This is a genomic window from Pseudomonas sp. SC11 (assembly GCF_047039205.1).
In the GTDB taxonomy this organism is placed as follows: Bacteria; Pseudomonadota; Gammaproteobacteria; order Pseudomonadales; family Pseudomonadaceae; genus Aquipseudomonas; species Aquipseudomonas boreofloridensis.
This window is the reverse complement of record NZ_CP178183.1, coordinates 3,438,075-3,462,976: the sequence shown is the minus strand read 5'-3', so window position 1 is coordinate 3,462,976 and position 24,902 is coordinate 3,438,075. Positions and strand designations below refer to the sequence as shown.

The following is a 24,902-nucleotide window of genomic DNA, read 5'->3' as shown; positions in this document are numbered from 1 at the left end:
TTTTGTGTGCGGGCCGATAACGGCCTGCCCTCAGGCTGGCCATGCTTTTACCAGGTCGGCCTGATAAATCGATCTCCGTACAGAATCGCGAATTGATTCATCGCATTTTTCCAATCATGGGCCGCTGAGCCCCAGTTTGCCGTGATGTTCCGCAGCCCCAGCCAGATCAGCTTGGTGGCGGCCTCATCCGTTGGGAAGTGACCGCGCGTTTTGATGATCTTGCGTAGCCGGGCATTGATGCTTTCGATCGCGTTGGTCGTATAGATCACTTTTCGAATGCCTGACGGGAAGACAAAGAATGGAATCACTCGATCCCAGGCTCTTCTCCATGCCGCAACTACCGTTGGGTACTGTTTGCCCCAAGGGCCGTTTTCAAAGGCATCCAGTGCCTGCTCAGCCGCCTCGGCGTTGATGGCCTGATAGATCGGCTTGAGCGCTTTGGCCAGATCACGACGCTTATCCCACGCCGCATAATCGAGACTGTTGCGGATCAAGTGGACGATGCATGTTTGCAGCGTGGTGGCCGGAAACACGGCGCTTAGCGCCTCTGGCATCCCTTTGAGGCCGTCGGTGACGGCGATCAGCACATCCTCAACGCCGCGCGTCTTGAGGTCATTGAAGACCTTCATCCAGAACTTCGCACCTTCGGTATTTTCGATCCAGATCCCGAGAATATCGCGCGTTCCATCGGGTAGAACGCCCAGCGCCAAGTAAATCGCTTTGTTGCGCACAAGCCCTTCTTCGCGAATCTTGACTCGCAGTGCATCAAAGAAAATGACCGGGTACATCGGCTCCAGCGGCCGCTGTTGCCACGCGCCGATTTCCTCCATCACCTCGGCCGTGACCGAACTGATGAAGTCATGCGAAACATCCGTTCCGTATTGCTCGGAGAGGAATGCGCGAATTTCCCGAACGGTCATGCCTCGGGCATACATGGCGATGATCTTGTCATCGAAACCGGTGTAACGGCGCTCATGTTTGGGAATCAGAATGGGCGCAAAACTACCGTCTCGATCACGGGGGATATCCAGCCGCAGCGGCCCCTCTCCAGTCAGAACCGTCTTGCCAGTCCTGCCATTGCGCTGATTGGTTTCATCCTCTGGGCGCTGCGCGCCCGGCAGATACCCCAGATGGTGACTGAGCTCGGCGTTCAAGGCCCGTTCGATCAGCGCCTTCTTGAACGCCGCAGAGGCATCTTCGATAGCCTCCGCAGTCATCAGGCCCTCACCGAACTGCTCAAGCAGCTCCTTGGGGATTTTTGGTAGGTCACGCACGGGTTTTTTCTTGGTTGGCATACATGCACCTCTTGCTCATGTTATGCCCGAACACAAAATTTCTGACATACCCGAGTCACCTTTTCGCCTTTACGGCGACCCCCTTAATGAGATGGTCACCCCGGCACCCTACGAGGCGTACGCTTTCGTAGGGTGTTTTTACTTCGGAGACCGTCATCATGAGCAACGTGACCCTGATTGGCATCGACATCGGCAAACATACCTTCCACCTACACGCCCAGGAAAAGTCCGGCAAAGAAGTGTTGCGCAAGAAATGTTCAAGGCCGCAGATGATGCGGTTTCTGGCCAATCATCCCCCTTGCACGGTAGTGATGGAGGCCTGTGCCGGCTCACACTGCCTGGCGCGAGAAATCAAAGCGATAGGGCATGAAGCAAAGCTGATTTCACCTCAGTTCGTTAAGCCTTTCGTCAAGGGCAACAAGAATGACTTTGTCGATGCGCAAGCCATCTGTGAAGCCGCTTCCCGACCTTCCATGCGCTTTGTGACGCCAAAATCGCCTGAGCAGCAGACGCTCTCTGTTTCTCATCGGATGCGTGAATCACTGATTCGCGACCGGACCAAAACGGTGAACCAGATGCATGGTTTCCTGCTCGAGTTCGGCGTCAGCCTGCCGACGGGACTGGCGGTGATCAAACGCCTCGCTTCAGTGCTTGAAGAGCACGACCTGCCTGTACGCCTCGTCGCACTGCTGCAGCGCCTGCATGATCACTTTGTCTACCTGGCCGAGCAGATCAAGCTGCTGGATGAAGAGCTGGCAAGCCAGCTGGCTGACGATGATCTGGGTAGTCGCTTGCTGACTATTCCGTGTGTCGGGCCGATCACCGCCAGCCTGCTGGCCGTAGAAATGGGAGATGCTCGGCAGTACGGCAGCAGTCGTGATTTTGCAGCATCCGTAGGCTTGGTCCCCAGGCAATACAGCACCGGCGGCAAGCCGGCTTTGCTGGGAATCAGCAAACGTGGCGACAAGAACCTTCGGCATTTGCTGGTGCTCTGCGCCCGTGTCTACATGCTTCGTTTGAAGTACCAGAGTGGCCCATTGGCCGACTGGGTACGTACGCTATCAACACGACGCCACTCCAACGTGGTGGCCTGCGCGTTGGCCAACAAACTGGCACGCATCGCGTGGGCCATTGCCACTCGACACTCGCAATATGAAACGGAGCCAGGCGCGCTGAACGCCTGACCCCGTTGTGCTGCACCGAGTTTTACCATCAGGTTTTGCGATAGCTGAACAACGGATGAAATAAACGGCCGATCGGCCTGGCGATGATCCTGGAAGAAAAATTGGCTCTCAGAAGCCGCTTACTTTATTAGGATCGCCAGGTGCGAATACTCATCGTGGCGCGGGATACCAGCCCAATCGACGCCGGATAGATTTACGCAAGCCATCCATTTCACCCAATGATCAGTATTGCAAAAAAGGGGGTGACCATAGATTTTCTTGGAAAAAAGGGGGGCAAAAACCGCTTGCTCCCGCATCCGGCCCCTTCGCTGCGCTGCGGGGTTCCCTCGCGACGGTGGCATTCCGGGGGTACCGCGCTTAGGGGCCATCCATGGCCCCAAGCGCTTGACGGGCATCCATGCCCGTCAACCCCCTCCATGCCACCTCTGCTCGGCCTCCTGAGGTCGCGATGGGCGGCGTCTGAACTGGCGCGCGCTTAGAAGCAGGGCGGTGGGGCAGATGTTCTGGAGCGCTGCGCGATCAAACCGCCGTTGCCGTTGCCGTTGCCGTTGCCGTTGCCGTTATCTTGATCTTGATCTTGATCTTGGTACGCGGTAGCTCGAACACCGCCAAACGCGACCTCAGGAGGCCGAGCAGAGGCGTTGCGCAGGGAGGTGACGGGCATGGATGCCCGTCAAGCGCTTGGGACCACGATGGTCCCTAAGCGCGGTCCTCCCGGAGCAACGCCGGCGCGAGGGAACCCCTGCGCACAGCGCAGGGGCCGGATGCGGGAGCAAGCGGTTTTTGCCCCCTTTTTTCCAAGAAAAAAAGGGGGTCGCCGTAAAGGCGAAAAGGTGACTAAAACCCAATACAAATCAAAGAGATGCAACAAAAGTAGCAGGCACCACCAGCCCCCCTACAACCCCAACCGCCCCCGAACCAGCCGCTCCAAGACCCCCCACATCCCCTCATCCAAACTAAACGCCACATTGAACCTCATCCACCCCGTCACCCCCGCATCGACCATGAACAACTGCCCAGGCCCCAACATCACCCCCGCCTCGAGCGCCTCGTCCAACAACGCCGCGCTATCAGGAATCCCCGGATGCCGCGTCCAGATATACATCCCCTCATCCGACTCGGTGAACAGCTCGAACCCCATCCGCTGCAAGCGCCCCCCGACCACTTGGTGCGCTTGCGCCAGGCGCTGGCGCAGACGCTTGAGGTGTTTGCGCCAGCGCCCATCGATCACCGCCGCATACACCACCCGCTCCATCACTTGAGAGGTGGTCAGCCCCGAGCGCATCTTCAACTGCAACAACCTTTGCATCAGTTCCGACTCAGCCACCAGATAGCCGACCCGCACGTTCGGCGAGATGCTCTTGGAATAGCTGCCCACATACACCACCTGCTGCAAGTGGTCGAGGCTGGCCAGGCAAGGCTGCGGATTGGCGATCATGTCCGCATACAAGTTGTTCTCCACCAAGCGCACCCCATGCTGCGACGCCAGTTGCAGCAGACGGTGCAGTTGCGCCAGCGGCGTGCGCGAACAGGTTGGGCTGTGCAGGTGCGGCTGGGTGAAGAACACCGTCGGTCGATGTTCGGCCAGCAGCCGCTGCAGTTGGTCCAGGTCATAGCCGGCCGGCGTGCGCGGCACCCCCACCAGCGTGGCACCCTGAAAGCGCAGGATGCTCATCAGGTTGGGATAGCCCGGGTCGTCGACCAGCACCACGTCACCCGGGCGGACCAGCGTGCGTACCGCCAGGTCCAGTGCCTGACTGGCGCCGTGGGTGAGCATCAGCTGCGCCGGGTTGACCACGATCGACAGCTCCTGCTGCAGATTCTGCGCGGTGAGCGTGCGCAGCTCCGGCAGGCCCATCGGGTCGCCGTAGCCGGACAGCTCCAGCGGACTGCCGGCCACCTGGCGCATGCCCCGGCGCAGGCCGTCTTCATACATCCAGTCGTTGGGTAGCCAGCCGCAACCGGGCTTGAACGGCAACTGGCGGGTTTCGAAGATCTGCTGCAGGTACCATTCCGAGTTGAACGATGGTCGGGTTGCGTCTGCGGTCGGGGTCTGGGCGTCGAGCACCTCGCCGGCCGTGCGGCTGACGAAGAAGCCGGCGTTGCCGCGACTGACCAGCAGCCCTTGGGCCACCAAACGGTCGTAGGCTTCGACGACGGTGAAGGTGCTCACCGAGTAGGTCGAGGCGAACGCGCGGATCGACGGCACCTTGGCGCCGGGCTTGAGGGTCTGGTTGTCGATGAGTGCGCGCAGGCCGTCGATGATCTGGTTGACCAGCGGGGTAGGGGCGTCGGGGTGTAGTCGCAGCATGGGGGGCCTTCAGGGGTGCAGAGCGGCGGGCGCCTGCGCGGTGTCGCAGGTGTATTGCATGGGCGGCCTGTACAGTGCAGTGCGGATTTCATGCCACTGTGCATGGCTCTCTGTGTCGGACATTTTTACATTAGGTGTTAGATATCGCCAGATGTAGCACGTTCAGTACGTCCGAGCGGCCACGTTCGGACGCGTCAGCAGGCCGCCATGGAAGGTCTGCGTGTGTTTCTCACACCTCCTGCCCGCATTAGCGCTGATGTAAAGGTGAGGCCGATAACCATCGGGGTTTCACAGTTTTCCTTGGATAAAAAGAAACACGGGGTACACAACTGATGGACGCAACATCCACATCCTCCACCACCGCGAAAGGCGGGCACGAGAGCCAGCTCAGTGCCTCGCTCAAGTCGCGCCACCTGACGATGATGTCGATCGCCGGGGTGATCGGCGGCGCCTTGTTCGTCGGCTCCGGCAGCGTGATCCACAGCGCCGGTCCAGCGGCTGTCCTGGCGTATCTCGCCGGCGGCATCCTGGTGGTGCTGATCATGCGCATGCTCGGCGAGATGGCGACGTCTTCGCCGGACACCGGCTCGTTCTCCACCTACGCCGACCGCGCCATCGGGCGCTGGGCCGGTTTCACCATCGGATGGCTGTACTGGTGGTACTGGGTCATCCTCATGGCTTGGGAAGCCTACGTGGCGGGCAAGATCCTGCACGGTTTCTTCCCCGGCGTCAGCGTCAACGTGTTCGTGTTGGCGACCACTTTGCTGCTGATCACTGTGAACTTCTTCAACGTCAAGCACTACGGCGAGTTCGAATTCTGGTTCGCCTTGATCAAGGTGGTGGCGATTGTCTGCTTCCTGGTGGTGTGTACCGCGGCGGTGCTGAACATCTGGCAATTCGGTGAGGTGCGCGGGATTACCCACCTGACCGCCGAAGGCTTCATGCCCAACGGCATCACCACGGTGATCGGGGCCCTGCTCGGGGTGATGTTCGCCTTTCTCGGCGCCGAGATCGTCACCATTGCCGCGTCCGAAGCGAAGGACCCGGCCACCCAGATCGTCAAGGCCACCAACTCGGTGGTTTGGCGCGTGTGCCTGTTCTATGTCGGCTCGATCTTCCTGATCGTCTGCCTGGTGCCGTGGAACGACCCGCATTTGGGCGTTTCCGGCTACGGCGCCTACCGTCGCACCCTGGAACTGCTGGGCGTGCCCTATGCCGAACTGCTGATGAACTTCGTGGTGCTGACCTCGGTGAGCAGTTGCCTGATTTCCGGCCACTACACCGCCTCGCGCATGCTGTTCTCGCTGTCCCAGCGCGGCGACGCACCGTCGTTCTTCAAGATCACCCGCGCCGGTACTGGCGTGCCGGTGTACGCGATCATGGGGTCGTGCGTGGTGGCGATTTTCTGCGCACTGATCAACTTCAGCGACACCCTGCGTCCGAAGGATGTCCTGGACACGCTGATGAACACCACGGGCATGATCGCCTTGCTGGTGTACCTGGTGATCGCCTTCTCGCAGTTGCGCATGCGTCGCAAGCTGATTGCCGAAGGCCGCGAGGTACGCCTGAAGATGTGGCTGTTCCCTTGGCTGACCTACCTGGTGATCGCCTTCATCGTGGCCGCACTGGTGACCATGGCGTTCATGGCTGACTACCAGGAAATCGTGCTGTCCACCGGCATTGCCGCGGCCGTCGTGGTGGCCATGGGCGTCGTGCACCAGATCCGCAGCGCCAAGCGTCACTGACGTTTCGCGGCTCGCCACGCGCGGTCGACTCTCCCAGGGTCGGCCGCGTTTTTGTAGGTGGCCGCTAGCGGCGCCTGACCACGGTGATCCAGTCGGTGTAGTGGCTGACCGTGATGGGCAGCGCGGCTTCCAGCGACTGTAAGGCCTCGTCGCTGTCGTCCAGCGCCAGATCGTCGGCCACTCGCAGGTCGGCCAGCGAGGCGGCGCTGAATAGCAGCACGCCACGGTGATGTCGAGCCAGGCGTTCGAGCACTTCGTTCAACGCTTGGCCAGTGCCCGGCAGGCGTTCCAGATACCAGGCCGCTTGGGCATCGCCACCATCGGCCTTGATCGGTGTGCTGTGGCCTTGGGCATCGAAGCGCAGGTAATGACTGCGGTTCAGTGACAGGCGCCCATCATTGCCTTGGAATTCGACCCGACCGTCGAGCACGGTCACCTCGCTGCTGTCCTGCAGCCGTTCGACGATCAGCGTGGCGTCCAGTGGCCGTAGGGTGGCGTACGGGGTGACGATGTACAGCGGTCGGGTGTCGCCCCTGGCCGCTTCCAGCAGCAGTTGCCCCTTGAGTAGGTGGATGCGGCGTTGCGTCCTGTCGAACTCCAGATCCACGGCCGAGCCGTTATCCAGGGTCAGCAGGCTGCCGTCTTCCAGTTGCCGGGTCAGGCGGTTCTGGCTATCGGTGGACAGATCCGACACGTCGAAGCCTTGGCCCATCCAGGGCGAGGCGAGCAGCAGCGATGCGCCGACCAGAGCGAGGAGAGCGATGGGCAAGGCAAGGGGTGAGGAGCGCAAGGATTTCATGGTTGGCAGCATGTATGGACTAAGCGGATGACCTTCGCATTCGCCTGTCAGTTCCAGCCTTCGCAGGCATGATCTGTTTCTGACGAAACGAATCGGTGCGGCACTTACCCCAGACGAGCACCGAAAGGCATATGCTGATACTTCCCCCTGCCCAAGGAGCTGCCCATGGCCTGGTCTGCCACTCAGTATTCGTTGTTCGAAAACGAGCGCACCCGCGCCGTGCGCGACTTGCTTGCGGCGGTGCCGCCGCGCCCGGTTCGTCACGCTACCGACCTGGGCTGTGGCCCCGGCAACTCCACCGAAGTGCTGCTGCAACAGTACGGTGATGCGTTGGTGGTGGCGTTGGACAGTGATCAGGACATGATCGACAAGGCCCGTGAGCGTGCCCGTCTGAAGGTGCCCCGGGTACGCTGCGAGGTGGCGGACATCGCGCTTTGGAACGCCGCCGAACCTCAGGACCTGATTCTCGCCAACGCCTCCTTGCAGTGGCTGCCCGAGCATGGCGCGCTGTACCCACACCTGGTGCAACAGCTTTCCGAAGGTGGCAGCCTGGCGGTGCAGACCCCTGACAACCTGGACGAGCCTGCACATCGGCGCATGCGCGAGATTGCCGGCCAAGGACCGTGGAAAGAAAAATTCAGCGACTTCGCCCTGCCGCCACGGCACAGCGCCACGTTCTACTACGACCTGCTCAGCCCGCTGTGCGCACGGGTAGACGTCTGGCGCACCACCTATCACCACCCACTGAGCGGTGGCGCCGAAGCGGTGGTGGAGTGGTTCAAGGGCTCGGGTCTGCGGCCTTACCTGGCGCGCCTGGATGAGGACGAACGCGCGGCGTTCCTGCAGTTGTACCTGCAAGCGATGCAGCAGGATTACCCAGCCGCGACCGACGGCAAGGTGCTGCTACCCTTTCCACGATTGTTCGTGGTGGCCACGCGCTGAGTGCGGCGCCGGCGAGCCTCAATCCTCGGCATTTTCCTGGACCATCTGCAGGAACGTCGCCACCACCCGGCGCGAGCGCTGCTCATCCAGGCACACCAGGGTTTCGCTCAAGCGCCGATGGCAGTCCTCGATCGGCAGTGCGCACAAGCGGGCATCGGCGCCGAATTCGGCCGCCGACACCACGCCCACGCCAATTCCCGCCACGACCGCTTCGCGCGCGGCTTCGCGGCCTTGCACCTCGATGGCCGTGCGCACGCGCAGGCCGGCGCGCTGCATTTCCTCTTCCAGTACCTGCCGGGTCACCGAGCCGGGTTCGCGCAGCACCAGTGGCGTGTCGTCCAGGTCGGCAAGACGGAGGGCGCCGCGTGTCGCCCAGGGGTGCTGGGCGCAAACGAATGCCACCAGCGGGTCGCTGCGGATCGGCAGGCAGAACAGCCGTTCATCCGTCACCTCGCAGGCGAGCAGCGCCAAGTCGGCCTGGTAGCGAAAGAGCCGGGCCAGCGCCTGGTCGCTGTTGCCCGTTTCGACCTTGACCTGGATGCCCGGGTAACGCTGACAGAAGCGTGCGATCTGCGGCAGTACATGCACCGGCGCGTCTACCGCCAGCACCAGACTGCCGGTGTCCAACGCGTGGGAGGCCTGCAACAGCTCGACGGCCTCGGCTTCGCAGGCAAATAGCCGTCGAGTGATGCCGAACAGGCGCTCACCCAGGTCGGTCAGCCCCACGGTGCGCTTGTTGCGCTGGAACAGCAGGATGCCGAAGCGTTCTTCCAGCTTGCGTACTTGATCGGAGACGGCTGGCTGGGTCAGGCACAGATACTCGGCGGCACGGGTGAAGTTGTGATGCAGGGCGACGGCGTGGAAGGCTTTGAGCTGAGCATGCGAAACCGACATGGACGTCTCCAACGACAGTAGTGAAAGCTTGGCTTATGACTGAAATACGATAAATCGATTTTTCTTATCGTTCAGCGCTTGTTTTGATACCGCCCTGTCTTTTGCTTTCGTCTACAAGGAACTCGCGCAATGAGACCGTTCTGGCTGCAGCAGGCGCTGGCGTCACAGTCTGAGTCGCCCTGTCCCCCATTGCAGGGCGATGTGCGTTGCAATGTCTGCATCGTCGGCGGCGGCTACACCGGCCTGTGGACCGCGCTGATGCTCAAGCAGGCCCAGCCGACGCTGGATGTGCTGCTGATCGAGGCGGATATCTGCGGGGCCGGCGCGAGTGGTCGCAATGGCGGCTGTGCGCTGTCGTGGTCAGCCAAGTATTTCACCTTGGAACGGCTGTTCGGTGTGGCCGAGGCGGTGCGCCTGGTGAGCGAGTCCGAGCGCAGCATCGCCGCCATCGGCGCGTTCTGCCAGGCGCACGGCATCGAATGCGATTACCGCCGTGACGGCACGCTGTATACGGCCACTAATGCCGCACAGGTGGGCAGCACCGATGCGGTGATCGCGGCGCTCGAGCGCCAGGGCATCAGCAGCTTCCAGCGTCTGCCGTTGCCGCAGGTGCAGCGCCGCGCTGGCTCGCGCCGGCACCTGGAGGGCTGGTTCTCGCCAGCGGCGGCCACCGTGCAACCGGCGAAGCTGGTGCGCGGGCTGCGCCGGGTGGCGCTGCAGCACGGCGTGCGAATTCATGAAGGCACGGCGATGACGCAGTTGCAGCATGGCCCAGTGGTGGCGGTGCACACGCCTCACGGCACTGTCCGCGCCGATCGCGTGGTGCTGGGGCTTAATGCCGCGATGGCGCGCCAGTTCCGGGCGTTCGAGCGCAGCGTGGCGATCGTTTCCAGCGACATGGTCATCACCGAGCCATGCGCTGAGTTGCTGCACCAGACCGGACTGGACAGCGGCATCAGCGTGCTCGACTCACGGATTTTCGTACATTACTACCGCACTACCGTCGATGGTCGGCTGATGCTGGGCAAGGGCGGTAATACGTTCGCCTACGGTGGGCGGCTGTCCAAGGTGTTCGACCAGCCTTCGCCGTATCGTGCGCTGCTGCAACGCACCCTGGGCGAGTTCTTTCCGAGTCTTGCCGAGGTGCCGCTGGCGGCGAGCTGGAACGGCCCATCGGATCGATCGGTCAGCGGCCTGCCGTTCTTCGGTCAGTTAGACGGGCAAGCCAACGTGCTCTACGGCTTGGGTTACTCCGGCAGCGGTGTCGGACCCTGCCACATGGGCGGACAGATCCTCTCGTCGCTGGCCTTGGGCCTGGACAATGCCTGGACCCGCTCGCCGCTGGTGCGTGGGCCGCTGGGACTGTTTCCGCCAGAGCCCATCCGCTACCTCGGTTCGTTGCTGGTGCGCGAGGCCATCCGCCGCAAGGAGCGCGCCGAAGACCGAGGGCAACGGCCTCGGCGGCTCGATGTCCGCCTGGCCAAGTTCGCGGCCGCGGCGGGGAAGGCCGACAAGGGGTGAGGATTTCTTGTCGAACCGGTCGGCGAGGGCGTATAAACTCTCCCCACTTTTTGGCCGGTCGCTTCCTGAACCGGCCGCGCAGACAAGAGAGTCGAGATGGGCGCACAGTGGAAAGCCAAACATAGAGAAGCCGCCGCCAATGCCAAGGGCAAGATCATGGGCAAGCTGGCCAAGGAAATTCAGATCGCGGCCAAGTCTGGCGCCGACCCGGACATGAACCCGCGCCTGCGCCTGGCCGTGGAGCAGGCGAAGAAGGCGTCGATGACCCGCGAGACCCTGGAGCGCGCGATCCGCAAGGGCGCCGGCCTGGATGGCGATACGGTGCAGTACTCGGCCGTGAGCTACGAGGGCTTCGCACCGCATCAGGTGCCGCTGATCGTCGAGTGCCTGACTGACAACGTCAACCGAACTGTTGCGCAGGTCCGCGTGCTGTTCCGCAAGGGTCAATTGGGCGCCAGCGGCTCGGTGGCGTGGGACTTCAACCACGTCGGTCTGATCGAAGCCACCCCGGTGGGCGACGCCGACCCGGAAATGGCTGCCATCGAAGCCGGTGCCCAGGACTTCGAGGAAGGAGACGAACAAGGTTCGACCTTGTTCATCACCGACACCACCGACCTGGACGCGGTGCAGAAAGCCCTGCCTGATCACGGCTTCACCGTGACGTCGGCGAAGATCGGCTACACGCCCAAGAACCCGGTGAGCGCGGCCAGCCTGAGCGCCGAGGCCCTGGCCGAGGTCGAGGCGTTCCTGGAAGCGATCGACGAGAATGACGACGTTCAGAACGTGTATGTCGGCCTGACCGACTGATCAGCACCAAGCGCCGCTGCCGCCCCTTGGCCAATTCGCTCGCCACGGGGCGGCCAGCGTTTCAGGAAGGCCCGCCATGACCCCCACTTTCGCCTCCCTGAGTATTGCCCACCTGCGTACCCTCGACTGTCTGCTGCGGTTGAAGAATCTCAGCCATGCCGCCGAACGCCTGGGCTGCAGTCAGCCGGCACTGAGCCGTCAACTGGCCCATCTACGCGACGCCTTCGACGATCCGCTGCTGGTGCGTCAGGGCCGTGGCTACGTACTCAGTGAGCATGCCGAAACCTTGGTCGAGCCGCTGCGTCAGGTACTCGAAGAACTCAGTGCGCTGCGCCAGCCGCCGGTGTTCGATCCGGCCCGGTGCGAGCGTCGGTTCTGTCTGGCTGCATCCGACTACGTGGCCGAGTTCATGCTGCCCGTATTGGTGGAAGCGCTGGAGCGTGAAGCACCAGGCGTGTCGCTGGAGTACCGCACTTGGCAGGCCGGGGAATACGGGCTATTGGCCAGCGGTGAGGTTGACCTCGCCACTACCCTGTTCGACGAGTCTCCGGCGAACCTGCATGGCCGGCTGCTCGGCGAGGATCAGGCGGTGTGCCTGATGGCCGCCGATCACCCACTGACCGCAGGCGTCGCCGTCAGTCAAGCGGACTATCTGGCCTATCGGCATGTGCGGGTGTCTGGCGGCGGTGACAAGGACAGCTTCATTGATCGCCACTTGCGCACTCAAGGCCTGCAGCGACGCTTGCAATTGCAGGTGCCGTTCTTCGGCGCCATGGTCAAGGTGGTCGGCCAGGGCCAGGCGCTGGCTACCGTGCCGGAACACATCGCCCGACAACTGTGCCGTCTGCACGGCCTGGCCTGGCGACCGCTGGGTTTCGTCGCCCACAGCCAGCGCTACTGGGTGGTCTGGCACCAGCGCTTGCAGGCGTCTGCCGAGCACCGCTGGTTGCGCAATCGAGTGTTCGAGCTGTGGCGTCAGTCGTCCTTCGGAGTCGAGGGTGGGCATGCGCATGTGCCATAGCAGCTATGCGCGAAGCGGGGTTATTGCTGGGAGGCGGCTGGCCTAGACTGGACCGATTGCCGCGTGTCAGGGGCTGCCCCGACACTTCATCCGCCCAGGAGCCCTCTTGTGACCCCCGAACAATTCCGTCAGCACGGCCACCAGCTCATCGACCTGATCGCCGATTACCGCCAGCGCGTTGGCGAGCATCCGGTGATGGCTCAGGTCGAGCCGGGCTACTTGAAGGCGGCGCTGCCCGAGCAAGCGCCACAACAAGGCGAGCCTTTCGCCGCGATTCTCGACGATGTGCTCCAGCAGGTGATGCCTGGCCTCTCCCATTGGCAGCATCCGGATTTCTACGGCTACTTCCCGTCCAATGGCACGTTGTCGTCGGTACTCGGCGATTTTCTCAGCACCGGTCTAGGCGTCTTGGGCTTGTCCTGGCAATCCAGCCCGGCCTTGAGCGAGCTGGAGGAAGTCACGCTCGACTGGCTGCGCCAGTTGTTGGGCCTGTCGCCGCAGTGGAGTGGGGTGATCCAGGACACCGCCTCGACCAGCACCTTGGTCGCGCTGATCAGTGCCCGTGAACGCAGTAGCGGCTATGCCTTGGCCCGGGGCGGTCTGCAGCGCCAGGACAAACCGTTGATCGTGTACGTCAGCGCCCAGGCCCACAGCTCGGTGGACAAAGCGGCGCTGCTGGCCGGCTTCGGCCGCGACAACATCCGCCAGATCCCGACCGACGAGCACTTCGCGCTGCGTCCCGAGGCGCTGCAAGCGGCCATCGACCAGGACCTGGCTGACGGCAATCAGCCCTGCGCGGTGGTCGCGACTCTCGGCACTACCGCGACCACCGCACTGGACCCGCTGCGGGGCATCGGTGACATCGTTCAGGCGAGGGGCGTGTGGCTGCATGTCGATGCGGCGATGGCCGGCTCGGCGATGATCCTGCCGGAGTGCCGCTGGATGTGGGACGGCATCGAGCTGGCTGATTCGCTGGTGGTCAATGCGCACAAATGGCTGGGGGTGGCCTTCGACTGCTCGCTGTACTACGTGCGCGATCCACAGCACCTGATCCGGGTGATGAGCACCAACCCCAGCTACTTGCAGTCGTCGGTGGACGGTGAGGTGAAGAACCTGCGCGACTGGGGCATACCGCTGGGCCGGCGCTTCCGTGCCCTGAAGCTGTGGTTCATGTTGCGCAGCGAAGGGGTCGAGGCGTTGCAGCAGCGCTTGCGCCGAGACCTGGACAACGCCCGCTGGCTGGCCGAGCAGGTCGGCGCAGCGCCAGACTGGGAACTGCTGGCACCGGTGCGGTTGCAGACCCTGTGCCTGCGCCACCGTCCGGCAACGCTGGACGGCGACGCCCTGGACGCGCATACGCGCGGCTGGGCGGACCGGCTCAATGCTTCGGGCAAGGCCTATGTCACTCCCGCGACCCTGGACGGCCGCTGGATGGTACGGGTGTCGGTCGGCGCGTTGCCGACCGAACGGGCGGATGTCGAGCGTCTTTGGGCGAATCTGCAGGCGGTGGTGAAGGCCCCTGTCAGGGGCTGACCACCTCGAAGCTGCTCTTGCGACTGGCATCGTACGCGGCTTTCTCCAAGGGCTTGGCCTGCGGATTACCCAGGTCGTCCATGGCCAGGCGGTAGGTTTCCGGGGCCAAGTAAGCGGCCAGCGCACAGACGCAGGTGATGACGAACGCCAGCCCGCCGACCACTAGCCAGATGTGCGTCGAGCCCGGCGGTGCGACGGCTGCGAACAGCGCCGGGAGCATGGCGGTGAGCATGGTGCCGATGTTCTGCGCGATGGCCATGGCCGAAACCCGGTAGCGGGTTTGGAACAGCTCGGGGTAGAAGCTGGGGAACACCGCGTTGTAACCCTGGTAGACCAGGCCCCACATCAGGATCGAGCCGGCGATGGCCAACGGCACGTTCTGGATGCTGATGGCGTACAGGTAGACGAACGCCAGCAGCCCCGAGCCCAGACATCCGGCGATCATGGTCGGGCGGCGCCCGATACGGTCGGACAGGTTGCCGACGAAGGGAATCACCAGCACCGCGACGACATTGCCCACCACCGGAATCCACAGGTACACGCTCTTGTCGAAGCCGATGCCGTAGGCCGGTTGCACCGCATAGGCCGCGCCGAAGATGGTCGCCACCACCGGGATCACGTTCATCAGCGCCATGAACATCACCAGCACCATGTGCTTCCAGCTGTGGCGGAAGGCCTCGCCGATGGGCGACTTGGCCACCTTGTCCTGGCGTTCCTCCTGAACGAACGCCGGAGTTTCATGCACCTCTTTGCGAATGATGAAGCCGGCAATGAGCACCACGGCGCTCATCAGGAACGGGATGCGCCAGCCCCAATCGTTGAAGGCCTCGCTGGGCATGAAGTAGGCCAGCGGCAGGAACACGGCCGCCGCCATCACCTGGCCGGCCTGCACGCCTTGCAAGGTATAGCTGGCGTAGTAGCCACGGCGACCGAACGGCGCGTGCTCCATGATCATCGAGCTGGCGCCGGAAATTTCTCCGGCTACGGCGAAGCCTTGGATCAGGCGCAGCACCACCAGCAGCGCGGGGGCGAGCAGGCCGATGTCATGGTAGGTGGGCAGCAGGCCCACGGCCATGGTCGACAGCCCCATCAGGAACATGCACAGCAGCAGCACGTTCTTGCGCCCGCGGGTATCGCCCCAGTGCCCGAGCACGAAGGCGCCGACGGGGCGGGCCAGGTAGCCGACGCCATAGGTGGCCAGGGAGGCAATGATGGCCATTTTCGGGTCAGTGGATGGGAAGAAGATCTGCGGGAAGATCAGTGCTGCCGCCTGGGCATAGATGAAAAAGTCGTAGTACTCGAGGGCCGAGCCGATCCAGCCACTGGCGGTGGCTTTCTTGGCCTGGGAAGAATGGGCCATGGTGTCTCCGTTGTTCTTGTCTGTTGTCGGAAGGCAGTCGCCCTCGGGCAGGCATGGGCCCGGATGGCAGCGACGAACGCATGGTTGTCCAGAGATTCAGAGTGAATCAATTGGCGTTGATGGGTTCTGTTCGATTATCGAACGCAAACTAACCATTTCGTACAAAGAGCGTTGCCGATGCGACTTTACCTGCGAATAATCGATCCTGCCATCGTCGAGAACAAGCGGGCTCTTCGGTAGACGAACCGGTGCCTGCGCGAACAACAAGGGACTTACCATGCAGCGCTCCATTGCCACCGTATCCTTGAGCGGCACCCTGCCTGAGAAGCTCGAAGCCATTGCTGCCGCTGGCTTCGACGGCGTCGAGATCTTCGAGAACGACCTGCTGCACTACGCCGGCGCCCCACGGGAGATCCGCCAGTTGTGCGCGGACTTGGGCATTGCCATCACCTTGTTTCAGCCGTTCCGCGACTTCGAGGGATGCAAGCGCGAGCGCCTGCAGAAAAACCTCGACCGCGCCGAGCGCAAGTTCGACCTGATGCAGGAACTGGGCACCGATCTGGTGCTGGTGTGCAGCAATGTGCAGGCCGATGCCCTGGGCGAGGAACAGGTGCTGGTCGATGACCTGAGGCTACTGGCCGAGCACGCGGGTGCACGCGGCTTACGCATCGGCTACGAAGGTCTGGCCTGGGGCCGACACGTCAATACCTGGCAACAGGTGTGGAACCTGGTGCGCCAGGCCGATCACCCCGCGCTGGGCGTGATTCTCGACAGTTTCCATACCCTCTCGCTCAAGGGCGATCCGCGCGGCATCCGCGACCTGCCCGGCGACAAGATCTTCTTCGTGCAGATGGCCGATGCGCCGATCCTGGCCATGGATGTGCTGGAGTGGAGCCGACATTTCCGCTGCTTCCCCGGCCAGGGTGAACTGGACCTGGCGGGTTTTCTCGCGCCGATCATTGCCAGTGGCTATCGCGGCCCGCTGTCGCTGGAAATCTTCAACGATGGCTTCCGTGCGGCGCCGACTCGGCAGAATGCCGCTGACGGACTGCGTTCGCTGTTGTATCTGGAGGAAAAGGCACGTCTGCGCCTGGCTGAGCAAGCCCAGGCGGTGGAGCCCGGTATCTTGTTCGCGCCGCCCGCGGCCAGTCGCTACGACGGCGTCGAGTTTCTCGAATTCGCGGTGGACGAGGCGGTCGGTGCGCGTCTGGGCGGCTGGTTGAAACGGCTTGGCTTTGCCGAGGCGGGCCAGCACCGCAGCAAGGCGGTCAGGCTGCTGCGCCAGGGTGACATCAATCTCGTGCTCAACGCCGAACCCTATTCGTTCGGCCACAACTTTTTCGAGGCGCATGGCCCGTCGCTGTGCGCGGCGGCGCTGCGGGTGGACGATGCGCAGGCCGCGCTGCAGCGCGCGGTGGCCTACGGTGGTCAGCCGTTTCGCGGGCTGGTCGGGCCCAACGAGCGTGAGCTCGCTGCCGTGCGCGCGCCTGATGGCAGCCTGATCTACCTGGTCGAGTCTGCCACGGCCGGGCAGAGCATCTATGACAGCGACTTCCGTGTGGACCCACAGGCCAGCGCTACGGGTGGGCTGCAACGCATCGATCACATGGCCCTGGCGCTGCCGGCCGATGCCTTGGACAGCTGGGTGCTGTTCTACAAAAGCCTGTTCGATTTTACGGCCGATGACGAAGTGGTATTACCCGACCCCTATGGCCTGGTGAAGAGTCGGGCGCTGCGCAGTCCCTGCGGGACGTTGCGTCTGCCGCTGAACATCTCGGAGAACCGCAATACTGCCATCGCCCATGCGCTATCGAGCTATCGCGGCTCGGGCGTCCACCATATTGCCTTCGATTGTGCAGACATCTTCGCCGAGGTCACGCGTGCCAAGGACGCCGGGGTGCCGTTGCTGGAGATCCCCCTGAACTACTACGATGACTTGGCGGCGCGCTTCGACTTCGACGACGAATTTCTCAGTGAGCTGGCCTACTACAACGTGTTGTACGACCGCGATGCCCAAGGCGGTGAGTTGTTCCATGTGTACACCGAGCCGTTCGAGGGGCGTTTCTTCTTCGAGATCATCCAGCGCAAGGGCGGCTATGCAGGGTATGGCGCGGCGAACGTGGCGGTGCGTCTGGCGGCGCTGGCCAAGCTGCGCGGTAGTGCGACGAAATAGCCAGATGTGGGCTTCGCTGCGGCCTTCAGGCGTCGCGACGAAGCCCTTCGAGTGCCAGGTCAGAACCAGCGGTCGTTGCGTTTACGGCCGCGGGTCAGCGCCGGCAAGATCAGGCCCACCAACAGGCCGGCGCCGGCAATGCTGCCGCCGTACACCATGTAGCGCATCATCACCTGCTTGTTCTCGTCGCCCAGGCGCGCCTGGGTATCGCGCAGAGTCGACTGGGACTGCTCGAGCTGCTCATCCAAGGTTTTGTTGCGCGCTTGCAGCTCGTCGATCAACGCCTTGCGTGAGTCGAGGGTCTCCTGCATGCCTTGCACGCGGGTCTTCCAACTGTCGTCGATGGTCTTGAGCTGACCAGAGAGCTCCGCCACCTGAGCATCGAGCTGGGGTAGGCGCTCATTCTGGCCGGGCACCGCTTGCAGGTCGCTGGTGAGGATCCACACCAGGTCGCCGCTTTGGCCGCGCACCTGGCTGTAGTTGCCCTGGCTGCTGACCAACGTCACCTTCTGTCCGGATTTCAACGTGCCGACGATGCGGTGGCCGTCGGTCGGACCGCTGCGCACGTAGGTGCTGAGGCTGTCACTGACCCAGCGCGCATCGGTGCTGGCCTCTTCGGCATCGGCCAAGGGGGCCGCAACGAGCAGCGAGGCGAACAGCACGGGGAGGGCGAGGGTGGCGCGGCGGAATTCGGGCATGGTGGTCTTCGCAGAAGCAGTAACGGATGAAAAGCCCGGTGAATGGGCCGTGAGCCGATCGGTGGATTGACCGTCAGCCAAAGACCTTTTTTTTGTAGGCTGGTTCACTGCTCAGCGGAGGAAAAGTCTGCGAGGTGTTGCGAGAAATGTATTACCCACGACATCGTTCGGTGAAGGAAGCCGCAGCGACGAAGCGCCACTGCGGCAGAGGCAAAATGCCAGGAACTCAGGTCACGACCTGATAGCACGGCACATAGGCCGCACCGCCAGGAAGCTTCATCCGGTGCTGGTCGACGAACGCCTGCAGCAGCTTGCCGAGCGGGTCGAGAATCGCCTGGTCACCGCGGATCTGGTAAGGACCATGCTCCTCGATCAGGCGGATGCCCTTGTCCTTGACGTTGCCCGCGACGATGCCGGAGAACGCCCGACGCAGGTTGGCGGCCAGTTCGTGGGGCGGCAGGTCGCGGCGCAGGGCCAGGTCGGCCATGTTCTGGTGGGTGGGGTCGAACGGATGCTGGAAGCCGCCGTCGATCTTCAGCAGCCAGTTGAAGTGGAAGGCGTCGTTGCGCTCGCGGCGGAACTGCTTGACCGCCTTGAGGCCTTCAACCATGTGTCGAGCCACTTCGGCCGGGTCGTCGATGATGATCTGGTAATGACGCTGCGCGGCCTCGCCGAGGGTGGCGCCGACGAACGCATGCAGTTGCTGCAGGAATGGCTCGGCGCTGCGCGGTCCGGTAAGAATCACCGGGAAGGGCAGGTCGTGGTTGTCCGGGTGCATGAGAATGCCGAGCAGGTACAGGAACTCTTCGGCCGTGCCCGCGCCACCGGGGAAAATGATGATGCCGTGGCCGACACGTACGAACGCCTCCAGGCGTTTTTCAATGTCCGGCAGGATCACCAGTTCGTTGACGATGGGGTTGGGCGCCTCGGCGGCGATGATGCCCGGCTCGGTCAGACCCAGGTAGCGGCTGCCGGCCATGCGCTGCTTGGCATGGGCGATGGTGGCGCCCTTCATCGGACCTTTCATCACGCCGGGGCCGCAGCCGGTGCAGATGTCGAGCTTGCGCAGGCCCAGTTCGTGGCCGACCTTCTTGGTGTACTGGTATTCCTCGGTGCTGATCGAGTGACCGCCCCAGCACACCACCATCTTCGGCTCCACGCCCGGGCGCAAGGTGCGCGCGTTGCGCAGCAGGTGGAAGACATAGTCGGTGATGCCCTGGGAGCTCTCCAGGTCGATGCGCTGGCTGGCCAACTCACTTTCGGTGTAGACGATGTCGCGCAGCGCGCTGAACAGCATTTCGCGGGTGCTGGCGATCATTTCACCGTCGACGAACGCGTCGGCCGGTGCATTGAGCAGCTCCAGGCGCACGCCTCGGTCCTGCTGGTGAATGCGCACCTCGAAGTCCTTGTAGGCTTCAAGGATGGTCTTGGCGTTGTCGACATGCGCGCCGGTGTTGAGGATGGCCAGGGCGCATTGGCGGAAGAGGGTATAGAGGCTGCCGGTACCGGCCTGACTCAGTTGCTGGACTTCACGTTGCGACAGTGTCTCCAGGCTGCCCCTGGGGCTGACGGAGGCGTTGATGACATTGCGGTGGGGCATCAAAGTCTTTCCTGTGCGGGTAAAACATCCTTCTTTGACACCACCATACCGACAATTGCACCTGGCAACGAGAGGGCCGGCAAAGAATCTGCGGCTGCGCGCTCGGCGTGCGCGGGGCTGCTCAGGCCTCGATGGAGGAGTGATGGCCGGTGATCAGCCACTGCGCTTCGATGCGTTCGAAGGTGAACAGGAAACGCGCAGGCACCACCCGCTGTTCGCCGGCCTGGCGGTAGACGAAGGTGTACAGGCCGCCGACCACCACGGTGCCGAGCTTGCGGCTGACGCGCTTCTTGAACACCTGGATATCGCAGACCAGGCCGTCGTTGGCCAGGAAGTTCTCGAAGTAGTTGCGGCGACTGTCCTGGCAGTCGCGTACCTGATTGGACAAGGTCGGCACCAGGATCGCGTCTTCGGCGTAGAGGGCCAGCACCTGGTCGACATCGCGCGTGGCCACGGTCGCAGCCCAGCGATAGAGCGCGGCTTTGGCGCCGGCGAGGCAGGCCATCTCGGTGTCGGCGTAAAGGTCGGTTGGGTGGGAGGCGACTGCTGGGTTATGGGTCATGGTGGGCTCTGGAGTGACGGAAGGGGCGGGAGTTAGGACGGTTGGATTATGTTTCAAATGTTATAATATAACATTGAAATTCAGGTTGATTGGACTTCCCTAACGTGCTTCATCCGTTTTGCGCTCGATAAATCCTGGGCGTCATGCCCAAATGTCGTTGAAAAACCCTACGCATATGCTGCTCGGAGCCGAACCCACACTGCGCAGCGATGCGCTTGAGTGCCGCGTCGCCATCGACCAACAGGCGTCGGGCCTGTTCCAGGCGGGCCCGCTCGATGAAGTGCGCAGGCGAGCGGCCCGTGTGCCTGTGAAAGACCCGCCGCAGGTTGCGCGGACTCATGTTGGCGCGCGCTGCAAGACTGTCCAGGTCCAGCGTTTGATCCAGATGCCCGAGAATCCACTGCTGAAGTTCTCGAACGCCATCGTGCGGGGTCATTTGACTACCCAAGTGTTGACTGAACTGTGGTTCGCCGCCGGGGCGCTTGAGGTAGATCACTAGATCGCGGGCGACCGCCAGCGCGACATCTGCGCCCAGGTCCTGCTCGACCAGGGCGAGGCTCAGGTCGAGTACCGCGCAGACGCCCGCGCAGGTCCAGATTCGTCCGTTACGGATGAAAATCGCTTCGGCTTGCACCTTTACAGCGGGAAAATCGCTGCCCAGCCTGGCGGCCACGCTCCAGTGCGTAGTGGCCTGCAGACCGTCCAGCAAGCCGGCCTGAGCTAGGAAGAACGCCCCTGAACAGACCCCGACCAGTCGCTGCAAGGGCGCCGCTTCATGCCTACACCAGTCGACGATGCGGCGATGCTCACTCACCGCTGCCTCGATATCGCGGGCACCTACGACCATGGCGGTGTGCGCAGTTGGCACCTCGTCCAGGCCCTGCGCCTGCAATGCGATCAGGGTGTCGGAGTGGATCAGACCAGCCTTCGGTGCCACCAGGTGAATGTCGTAGGCGGGGGACTTGCCTACTGCGGCCAGGTGCGCATTGGCGTAGTCCAACACCGTGGCAGCCGCCACAGCCTCGAACGATTTGAAACCCGAGTAGATGACGATGTGCACGCGGTGGGGCGGGTCGCAAAAGGTGGTGGGTGACATCAGTAGCGCCTTTTTCTTCTTGATGCGTTGGCTGGCGGACAAATCGCTGTCAGATCTGGCCAAGGTGCAGACCAGACGCTTTCAGAACCCGCCCGCTAAGGTAAAGTCTCAAACGTAATAACATAACGGAGACGACCTGTGAAAACACGTGCAGCCATCGCGTGGGTGCCGAACCAGCCCCTTGAGTTCGAAGAAATCGATCTGGAAGGTCCGAAGGACGGCGAGGTATTGATTCGAATCGTGACCACCAGTCTGTGCCACACCGATGTCTTCACCCTCTCCGGGCGTGATCCGGAAGGCAAGTTTCCGTGCATTCTCGGCCATGAGGGGGTGGGGATTGTCGAGGACGTCGGACGTGGGGTGACCTCGGTCAAACCGGGTGACCATGTCATACCGCTGTACACGCCGGAGGATCCTAACTGTCCCTTTATCCAATCCGGCAAGACCAACCTGTGTCAGACCATTCGCAAGACTCAAGGCGAAGGGCTGATGCCGGACGGCACCAGCCGCTTTTCCTATAAAGGGCAGACGATTTTCCACTACATGGGCACATCAACCTTCAGCGAGTACACGGTGCTGCCGGAGATCGCCGTGGCCAAGATCGATCCCGCTGCGCCCTTGGCCAAAGCCTCGATCATGGGCTGCGCCATTCCTACAGGCATTGGCGCCGTTCGCAATACCGCAAAGGTACGTCCGGGCAACACGGTGGCGGTCTTTGGCCTGGGCGCTGTCGGGATGGCGGTGATCCAGGGCGCGGTGCTGCAGGGCGCCGGCCGCATCATAGGCATCGATGTGAACCCCAACAAGTTCGCCCTGGCCAAAACCCTCGGTGCGACCGAATGCGTCAACCCACGGGATTACCGGGAGCCGCTGCAGAATGTGATCATCGACATGACCAATGGTGGCGTCGATTTTTCCTTCGAGTGCGTGGGTAACGTTGAGCTCATGCGCGCGGCGCTGGAGTGCTGCCACAAAGGGTGGGGCGAGAGCATCATCATCGGCGTTGCCGGTGCCGGCGAAGAAATCGCCACGCGGCCGTTTCAACTGGTCACCGGAAGAACGTGGAAAGGGAGTGCGTTCGGTGGGGTGCTGGGGCGCTCCGAGCTACCGGGAATGGTCGACGAATGGCTGCGCGGCGAGATCGACGTCGATCCCTACATCACTCACAACATGGACCATGAGTCGCTGAACATCGCCTTCGACTTACTCAAACGCGGTGAGGCGATCCGCTCGGTCATCCATTTCCAGGAGCGCGAAACGCTTAGCCATGACTTGCCGGGCGTAATCCTGGACCGTAACGGTCGAGTCATCCCCAAGCCCGTCGAGCGGCTTGCCTGATTGAGGATCCGCTGTCGCCGCCCGGCCTTGCCGGTGCCGGCGACAGCAGTGGTCTGCATCAGACCACGTTGAACACATGACGCAGGTAGGCGACGAAGTTTTCGTCACGGCATTGAGTCTTGCCCGGACTGTCGGAAATTTTCGCCACCGGCGCGCCGTTGCAGGCGGTCATCTTGATCACGATGTTCATCGGTGTCACATCGGGAATGTCGCAGGTGAGGTGGGTGCCGATGCCGAAGCTGACGTTGATGCGCTCATGCAAGGCGCGGTAGAGCTGCAGCATCTTGGCGAAGTCCAGGCCGTCGGAGAAGATCAGGGTCTTGCTCAACGGATCGATGCCCAGGCGCTGATAGTGGGCGATGGCTTTTTCCGCCCAGGCCAGCGGATCGCCCGAGTCGTGACGCAGGCCATCGAAGAGCTTGCCGAAATACAGATCGAAGTCCCTGACGAACGCATCCATGCCGATACAGTCGGTCAGCGCGATGCCCAGCAAGCCGCGATATTCACGCACCCAGCATTCCAGTGCGGCCACTTGGCTGTCGACCAGGCGCGGACCGAGTTGCTGGTGGGCCATGAACCACTCGTGGGCCATGGTGCCAATCGGCCGAAGTTCATATTCACGGGCCAGGTGCACGTTGCTGGTGCCGACGAAACGGCCCGGAAAATCGTGCTTGAGGATGCGTACCACCTGCTCCTGGACCGGATAGGAGAATCGACGGCGGGTACCGAAGTCGGCCAGTTGCAAGCCCGCCAGTTCATCGGCGCTGGCTTCGCGCTTGAGCCAGTCGAGCTTTTGATACAGGCGTTCTCCGACCTGCTCCATGGTCACTTCGCGATAGCGGTAGCGGTTGCGCACCTCGGAGACGATCGCCAGCAGAGGGATTTCGTAAAGGATCACGTGCAACCAGGGCCCGCGCACGCGGATCGCCAGTTGCCCGGCATCGTCCAGGCCGACTTGGACATACCGCAGGTTGAAGCGGAACAGGCTGAGAAAGCGGATGAAGTCCGGCTTGATGAAAGGGATCTTTTCCAGATAAGCGAGCTGGTCGTGAGTGACCGAGACATCGGCCAACTGTTCGATCTGATAGCGGATCTCCGCAAGGTAGGGCGACAGGTCTTCGGCGTTGCGGCAGCGGAACTCCCACTCCACTTCGGCGTTAGGGTAGTTGTGCAAGACCGCTTGCATCATGGTGATCTTGTAGAAATCGGTGTCCAGCAAGTTCTGGATGATGCGTGGGGCGAATACGTCGTCGCTCATGGGCGGGTCTCCTTGAGCAGGGCCAGTTGGCGGTCGAGTGCGGCTTCGTCAGGGCATGTCAGCACGCCGGCGCGGGTCAATTCGGAGCAGGCGTCTTCGCCGCCCTGGGTGCTCAGGGCGCGGCAGGCTGGGAGGTACAGCAACACCTGGAAACTGGCGCGCCTGAGCTGCAAGGCGGTGGTTCGCACGCAGTAATCCAGCGCCAGGCCGCCGACGATCACCGTTTCCACGCCCTGCACCTTGAGAAATTCGATCGCCCCGGTGGAGCGACGCTCGGCCAGGTCGTGGTAGCAGGCGCCGTAAGGATGCAGATCGGGTTCCACGCCTTTCCAGACGAAGTAGTCGTAGTCGATCGGGGCCGGCAGGCCAGGCAGCAGTTCGAAGCCTGGCGTGCCCGGCACGCAGTGGCTGACCCAGGTCAGGTCGGCGTTGGCCAGCGGCAAGGGTTGCAGCATTTGACTGGCCTCATCGACTGTCCAGGCCGCCTTGGCCGGGTGAGCGTCCTTGCTGCCCAGACGCAGATCGGCGCGGCGGGCCATGGCATTGAGTGCCGGGACGATCAGATGGCCGCCAGGCACAGGCAGCTCGAGCGGGGCGTTGGCAGTGAAGCCGTTCTGGGCGTCTACGTCGAAACTGGCGATTTTCATCGGAAGGCTCCTCGGCTGGAATGGCTACATAATCCATCTGGTAGTTTAAGTGTGTCAAGCGCTTTTATTTATGGGATTTGGCTTGCATCATAAAAAATACCTGGTGGAATATAGGCTG

General features: G+C 62.6%; 20 protein-coding genes. 9 read left to right on the top strand and 11 right to left on the bottom strand.

The window, feature by feature from the left end:
- Positions 1–47: 47 nt before the first annotated feature.
- Complete coding sequence (locus tag ACK2SD_RS15430) at positions 48–1,295, bottom strand: IS256 family transposase (RefSeq protein ID WP_412460071.1); 1,248 nt, start codon at positions 1,293–1,295, stop codon at positions 48–50.
- 158 nt (positions 1,296–1,453) lie between these two features.
- Between ACK2SD_RS15430 and ACK2SD_RS15425 the strand changes: the two genes are divergently transcribed.
- Positions 1,454–2,479, top strand: a complete 1,026-nt coding sequence (locus ACK2SD_RS15425) for an IS110 family transposase (protein ID WP_412460238.1) — start codon at positions 1,454–1,456, stop codon at positions 2,477–2,479.
- Between the two features lie 895 nt (positions 2,480–3,374).
- On the opposite strand, the gene ACK2SD_RS15420 is transcribed toward ACK2SD_RS15425, so the two are convergent.
- On the bottom strand, positions 3,375–4,790 hold the full coding sequence (locus tag ACK2SD_RS15420) for a PLP-dependent aminotransferase family protein (RefSeq protein WP_412460237.1): 1,416 nt from the start codon (positions 4,788–4,790) through the stop codon (positions 3,375–3,377).
- 332 nt (positions 4,791–5,122) lie between these two features.
- Between ACK2SD_RS15420 and ACK2SD_RS15415 the strand changes: the two genes are divergently transcribed.
- Complete coding sequence (locus ACK2SD_RS15415; protein ID WP_039577013.1) at positions 5,123–6,535, top strand: amino acid permease; 1,413 nt, start codon at positions 5,123–5,125, stop codon at positions 6,533–6,535.
- Between the two features lie 64 nt (positions 6,536–6,599).
- Here ACK2SD_RS15415 and ACK2SD_RS15410 read toward each other — a convergent pair whose 3' ends face one another.
- Positions 6,600–7,334: a FecR family protein gene (locus ACK2SD_RS15410; protein ID WP_162889506.1), complete on the bottom strand. Its 735-nt coding sequence runs from the start codon at positions 7,332–7,334 to the stop codon at positions 6,600–6,602.
- 165 nt (positions 7,335–7,499) lie between these two features.
- On the opposite strand from ACK2SD_RS15410, the gene tam reads away from it, so the two are divergent.
- Positions 7,500–8,276: a trans-aconitate 2-methyltransferase gene (gene tam / locus ACK2SD_RS15405; protein WP_317871461.1), complete on the top strand. Its 777-nt coding sequence runs from the start codon at positions 7,500–7,502 to the stop codon at positions 8,274–8,276.
- 18 nt (positions 8,277–8,294) lie between these two features.
- On the opposite strand, the gene ACK2SD_RS15400 is transcribed toward tam, so the two are convergent.
- On the bottom strand, positions 8,295–9,170 hold the full coding sequence (locus tag ACK2SD_RS15400) for a LysR substrate-binding domain-containing protein (protein WP_412460236.1): 876 nt from the start codon (positions 9,168–9,170) through the stop codon (positions 8,295–8,297).
- A 129-nt stretch (positions 9,171–9,299) separates the two neighbouring features.
- On the opposite strand from ACK2SD_RS15400, the gene ACK2SD_RS15395 reads away from it, so the two are divergent.
- The 4 genes from ACK2SD_RS15395 (at position 9,300) to ACK2SD_RS15380 (ending at position 14,052) form a co-directional block, all read left to right on the top strand.
- Complete coding sequence (locus ACK2SD_RS15395) at positions 9,300–10,691, top strand: FAD-dependent oxidoreductase (protein ID WP_412460235.1); 1,392 nt, start codon at positions 9,300–9,302, stop codon at positions 10,689–10,691.
- A gap of 96 nt (positions 10,692–10,787) precedes the next feature.
- On the top strand, positions 10,788–11,498 hold the full coding sequence (locus ACK2SD_RS15390) for a YebC/PmpR family DNA-binding transcriptional regulator (protein ID WP_412460234.1): 711 nt from the start codon (positions 10,788–10,790) through the stop codon (positions 11,496–11,498).
- A 76-nt stretch (positions 11,499–11,574) separates the two neighbouring features.
- Positions 11,575–12,519: a LysR family transcriptional regulator gene (locus ACK2SD_RS15385; protein ID WP_412460233.1), complete on the top strand. Its 945-nt coding sequence runs from the start codon at positions 11,575–11,577 to the stop codon at positions 12,517–12,519.
- A gap of 108 nt (positions 12,520–12,627) precedes the next feature.
- Positions 12,628–14,052 carry a DOPA decarboxylase gene (locus ACK2SD_RS15380; RefSeq protein WP_412460232.1) on the top strand — a complete coding sequence of 475 codons (1,425 nt, stop codon included), beginning with the start codon at positions 12,628–12,630 and terminating at the stop codon, positions 14,050–14,052.
- Here the strand turns inward: ACK2SD_RS15380 and ACK2SD_RS15375 are convergent.
- Positions 14,042–15,412, bottom strand: a complete 1,371-nt coding sequence (locus ACK2SD_RS15375; protein WP_304484307.1) for an MFS transporter — start codon at positions 15,410–15,412, stop codon at positions 14,042–14,044. The two genes, ACK2SD_RS15380 and ACK2SD_RS15375, sit on opposite strands and share 11 nt — an antisense overlap.
- Positions 15,413–15,689: 277 nt before the next feature.
- Here ACK2SD_RS15375 and quiC point away from each other — a divergent pair, with 277 nt between their 5' ends.
- Positions 15,690–17,585 (top strand): 3-dehydroshikimate dehydratase QuiC, encoded by a 1,896-nt coding sequence (gene quiC / locus ACK2SD_RS15370; RefSeq protein WP_295481446.1) that lies wholly within the window; start codon positions 15,690–15,692, stop codon positions 17,583–17,585.
- A gap of 59 nt (positions 17,586–17,644) precedes the next feature.
- Here quiC and ACK2SD_RS15365 read toward each other — a convergent pair whose 3' ends face one another.
- The 4 genes from ACK2SD_RS15365 to ACK2SD_RS15350 all read right to left on the bottom strand — a co-directional run bounded on the left by ACK2SD_RS15365 (position 17,645) and on the right by ACK2SD_RS15350 (position 21,541).
- Positions 17,645–18,283 carry a TIGR04211 family SH3 domain-containing protein gene (locus ACK2SD_RS15365; protein ID WP_039577034.1) on the bottom strand — a complete coding sequence of 213 codons (639 nt, stop codon included), beginning with the start codon at positions 18,281–18,283 and terminating at the stop codon, positions 17,645–17,647.
- A 226-nt stretch (positions 18,284–18,509) separates the two neighbouring features.
- Positions 18,510–19,883 (bottom strand): nucleotide 5'-monophosphate nucleosidase PpnN, encoded by a 1,374-nt coding sequence (gene ppnN / locus ACK2SD_RS15360; RefSeq protein WP_412460231.1) that lies wholly within the window; start codon positions 19,881–19,883, stop codon positions 18,510–18,512.
- A gap of 121 nt (positions 19,884–20,004) precedes the next feature.
- The gene (locus ACK2SD_RS15355) at positions 20,005–20,445 is read right to left on the bottom strand and encodes a DUF4440 domain-containing protein (protein WP_412460230.1); all 441 of its coding nucleotides are present in this window, start codon (positions 20,443–20,445) and stop codon (positions 20,005–20,007) included.
- 109 nt (positions 20,446–20,554) lie between these two features.
- Positions 20,555–21,541: a GlxA family transcriptional regulator gene (locus ACK2SD_RS15350; protein WP_412460229.1), complete on the bottom strand. Its 987-nt coding sequence runs from the start codon at positions 21,539–21,541 to the stop codon at positions 20,555–20,557.
- 138 nt (positions 21,542–21,679) lie between these two features.
- Here ACK2SD_RS15350 and ACK2SD_RS15345 point away from each other — a divergent pair, with 138 nt between their 5' ends.
- On the top strand, positions 21,680–22,879 hold the full coding sequence (locus tag ACK2SD_RS15345) for an S-(hydroxymethyl)glutathione dehydrogenase/class III alcohol dehydrogenase (protein ID WP_412460228.1): 1,200 nt from the start codon (positions 21,680–21,682) through the stop codon (positions 22,877–22,879).
- Positions 22,880–22,937: 58 nt separating this feature from the next.
- On the opposite strand, the gene pncB is transcribed toward ACK2SD_RS15345, so the two are convergent.
- Together pncB and ACK2SD_RS15335 are read right to left on the bottom strand one after the other, a co-directional pair.
- Positions 22,938–24,137: a nicotinate phosphoribosyltransferase gene (gene pncB, locus ACK2SD_RS15340; protein WP_029614836.1), complete on the bottom strand. Its 1,200-nt coding sequence runs from the start codon at positions 24,135–24,137 to the stop codon at positions 22,938–22,940.
- Entirely contained in the window at positions 24,134–24,784 is a 651-nt protein-coding gene (locus ACK2SD_RS15335) for a nicotinamidase (RefSeq protein WP_412460227.1), read from the bottom strand. Before ACK2SD_RS15335 ends, pncB begins: the two co-directional genes overlap by 4 nt.
- Positions 24,785–24,902 lie beyond the last annotated feature (118 nt).

Bases quoted from the DNA above. Each gene is read 5' to 3' on its own strand.
- ACK2SD_RS15430 (WP_412460071.1), bottom strand. From the start codon at position 1,295: ATGCCAACCAAGAAAAAACCCGTGCGTGACCTACCAAAAATCCCCAAG.
- ACK2SD_RS15425 (WP_412460238.1), top strand. From the start codon at position 1,454: ATGAGCAACGTGACCCTGATTGGCATCGACATCGGCAAACATACCTTC.
- ACK2SD_RS15420 (WP_412460237.1), bottom strand. From the start codon at position 4,790: ATGCTGCGACTACACCCCGACGCCCCTACCCCGCTGGTCAACCAGATC.
- ACK2SD_RS15415 (WP_039577013.1), top strand. From the start codon at position 5,123: ATGGACGCAACATCCACATCCTCCACCACCGCGAAAGGCGGGCACGAG.
- ACK2SD_RS15410 (WP_162889506.1), bottom strand. From the start codon at position 7,334: ATGAAATCCTTGCGCTCCTCACCCCTTGCCTTGCCCATCGCTCTCCTC.
- tam (WP_317871461.1), top strand. From the start codon at position 7,500: ATGGCCTGGTCTGCCACTCAGTATTCGTTGTTCGAAAACGAGCGCACC.
- ACK2SD_RS15400 (WP_412460236.1), bottom strand. From the start codon at position 9,170: ATGTCGGTTTCGCATGCTCAGCTCAAAGCCTTCCACGCCGTCGCCCTG.
- ACK2SD_RS15395 (WP_412460235.1), top strand. From the start codon at position 9,300: ATGAGACCGTTCTGGCTGCAGCAGGCGCTGGCGTCACAGTCTGAGTCG.
- ACK2SD_RS15390 (WP_412460234.1), top strand. From the start codon at position 10,788: ATGGGCGCACAGTGGAAAGCCAAACATAGAGAAGCCGCCGCCAATGCC.
- ACK2SD_RS15385 (WP_412460233.1), top strand. From the start codon at position 11,575: ATGACCCCCACTTTCGCCTCCCTGAGTATTGCCCACCTGCGTACCCTC.
- ACK2SD_RS15375 (WP_304484307.1), bottom strand. From the start codon at position 15,412: ATGGCCCATTCTTCCCAGGCCAAGAAAGCCACCGCCAGTGGCTGGATC.
- quiC (WP_295481446.1), top strand. From the start codon at position 15,690: ATGCAGCGCTCCATTGCCACCGTATCCTTGAGCGGCACCCTGCCTGAG.
- ACK2SD_RS15365 (WP_039577034.1), bottom strand. From the start codon at position 18,283: ATGCCCGAATTCCGCCGCGCCACCCTCGCCCTCCCCGTGCTGTTCGCC.
- ppnN (WP_412460231.1), bottom strand. From the start codon at position 19,883: ATGCCCCACCGCAATGTCATCAACGCCTCCGTCAGCCCCAGGGGCAGC.
- ACK2SD_RS15355 (WP_412460230.1), bottom strand. From the start codon at position 20,445: ATGACCCATAACCCAGCAGTCGCCTCCCACCCAACCGACCTTTACGCC.
- ACK2SD_RS15350 (WP_412460229.1), bottom strand. From the start codon at position 21,541: ATGTCACCCACCACCTTTTGCGACCCGCCCCACCGCGTGCACATCGTC.
- pncB (WP_029614836.1), bottom strand. From the start codon at position 24,137: ATGAGCGACGACGTATTCGCCCCACGCATCATCCAGAACTTGCTGGAC.
- ACK2SD_RS15335 (WP_412460227.1), bottom strand. From the start codon at position 24,784: ATGAAAATCGCCAGTTTCGACGTAGACGCCCAGAACGGCTTCACTGCC.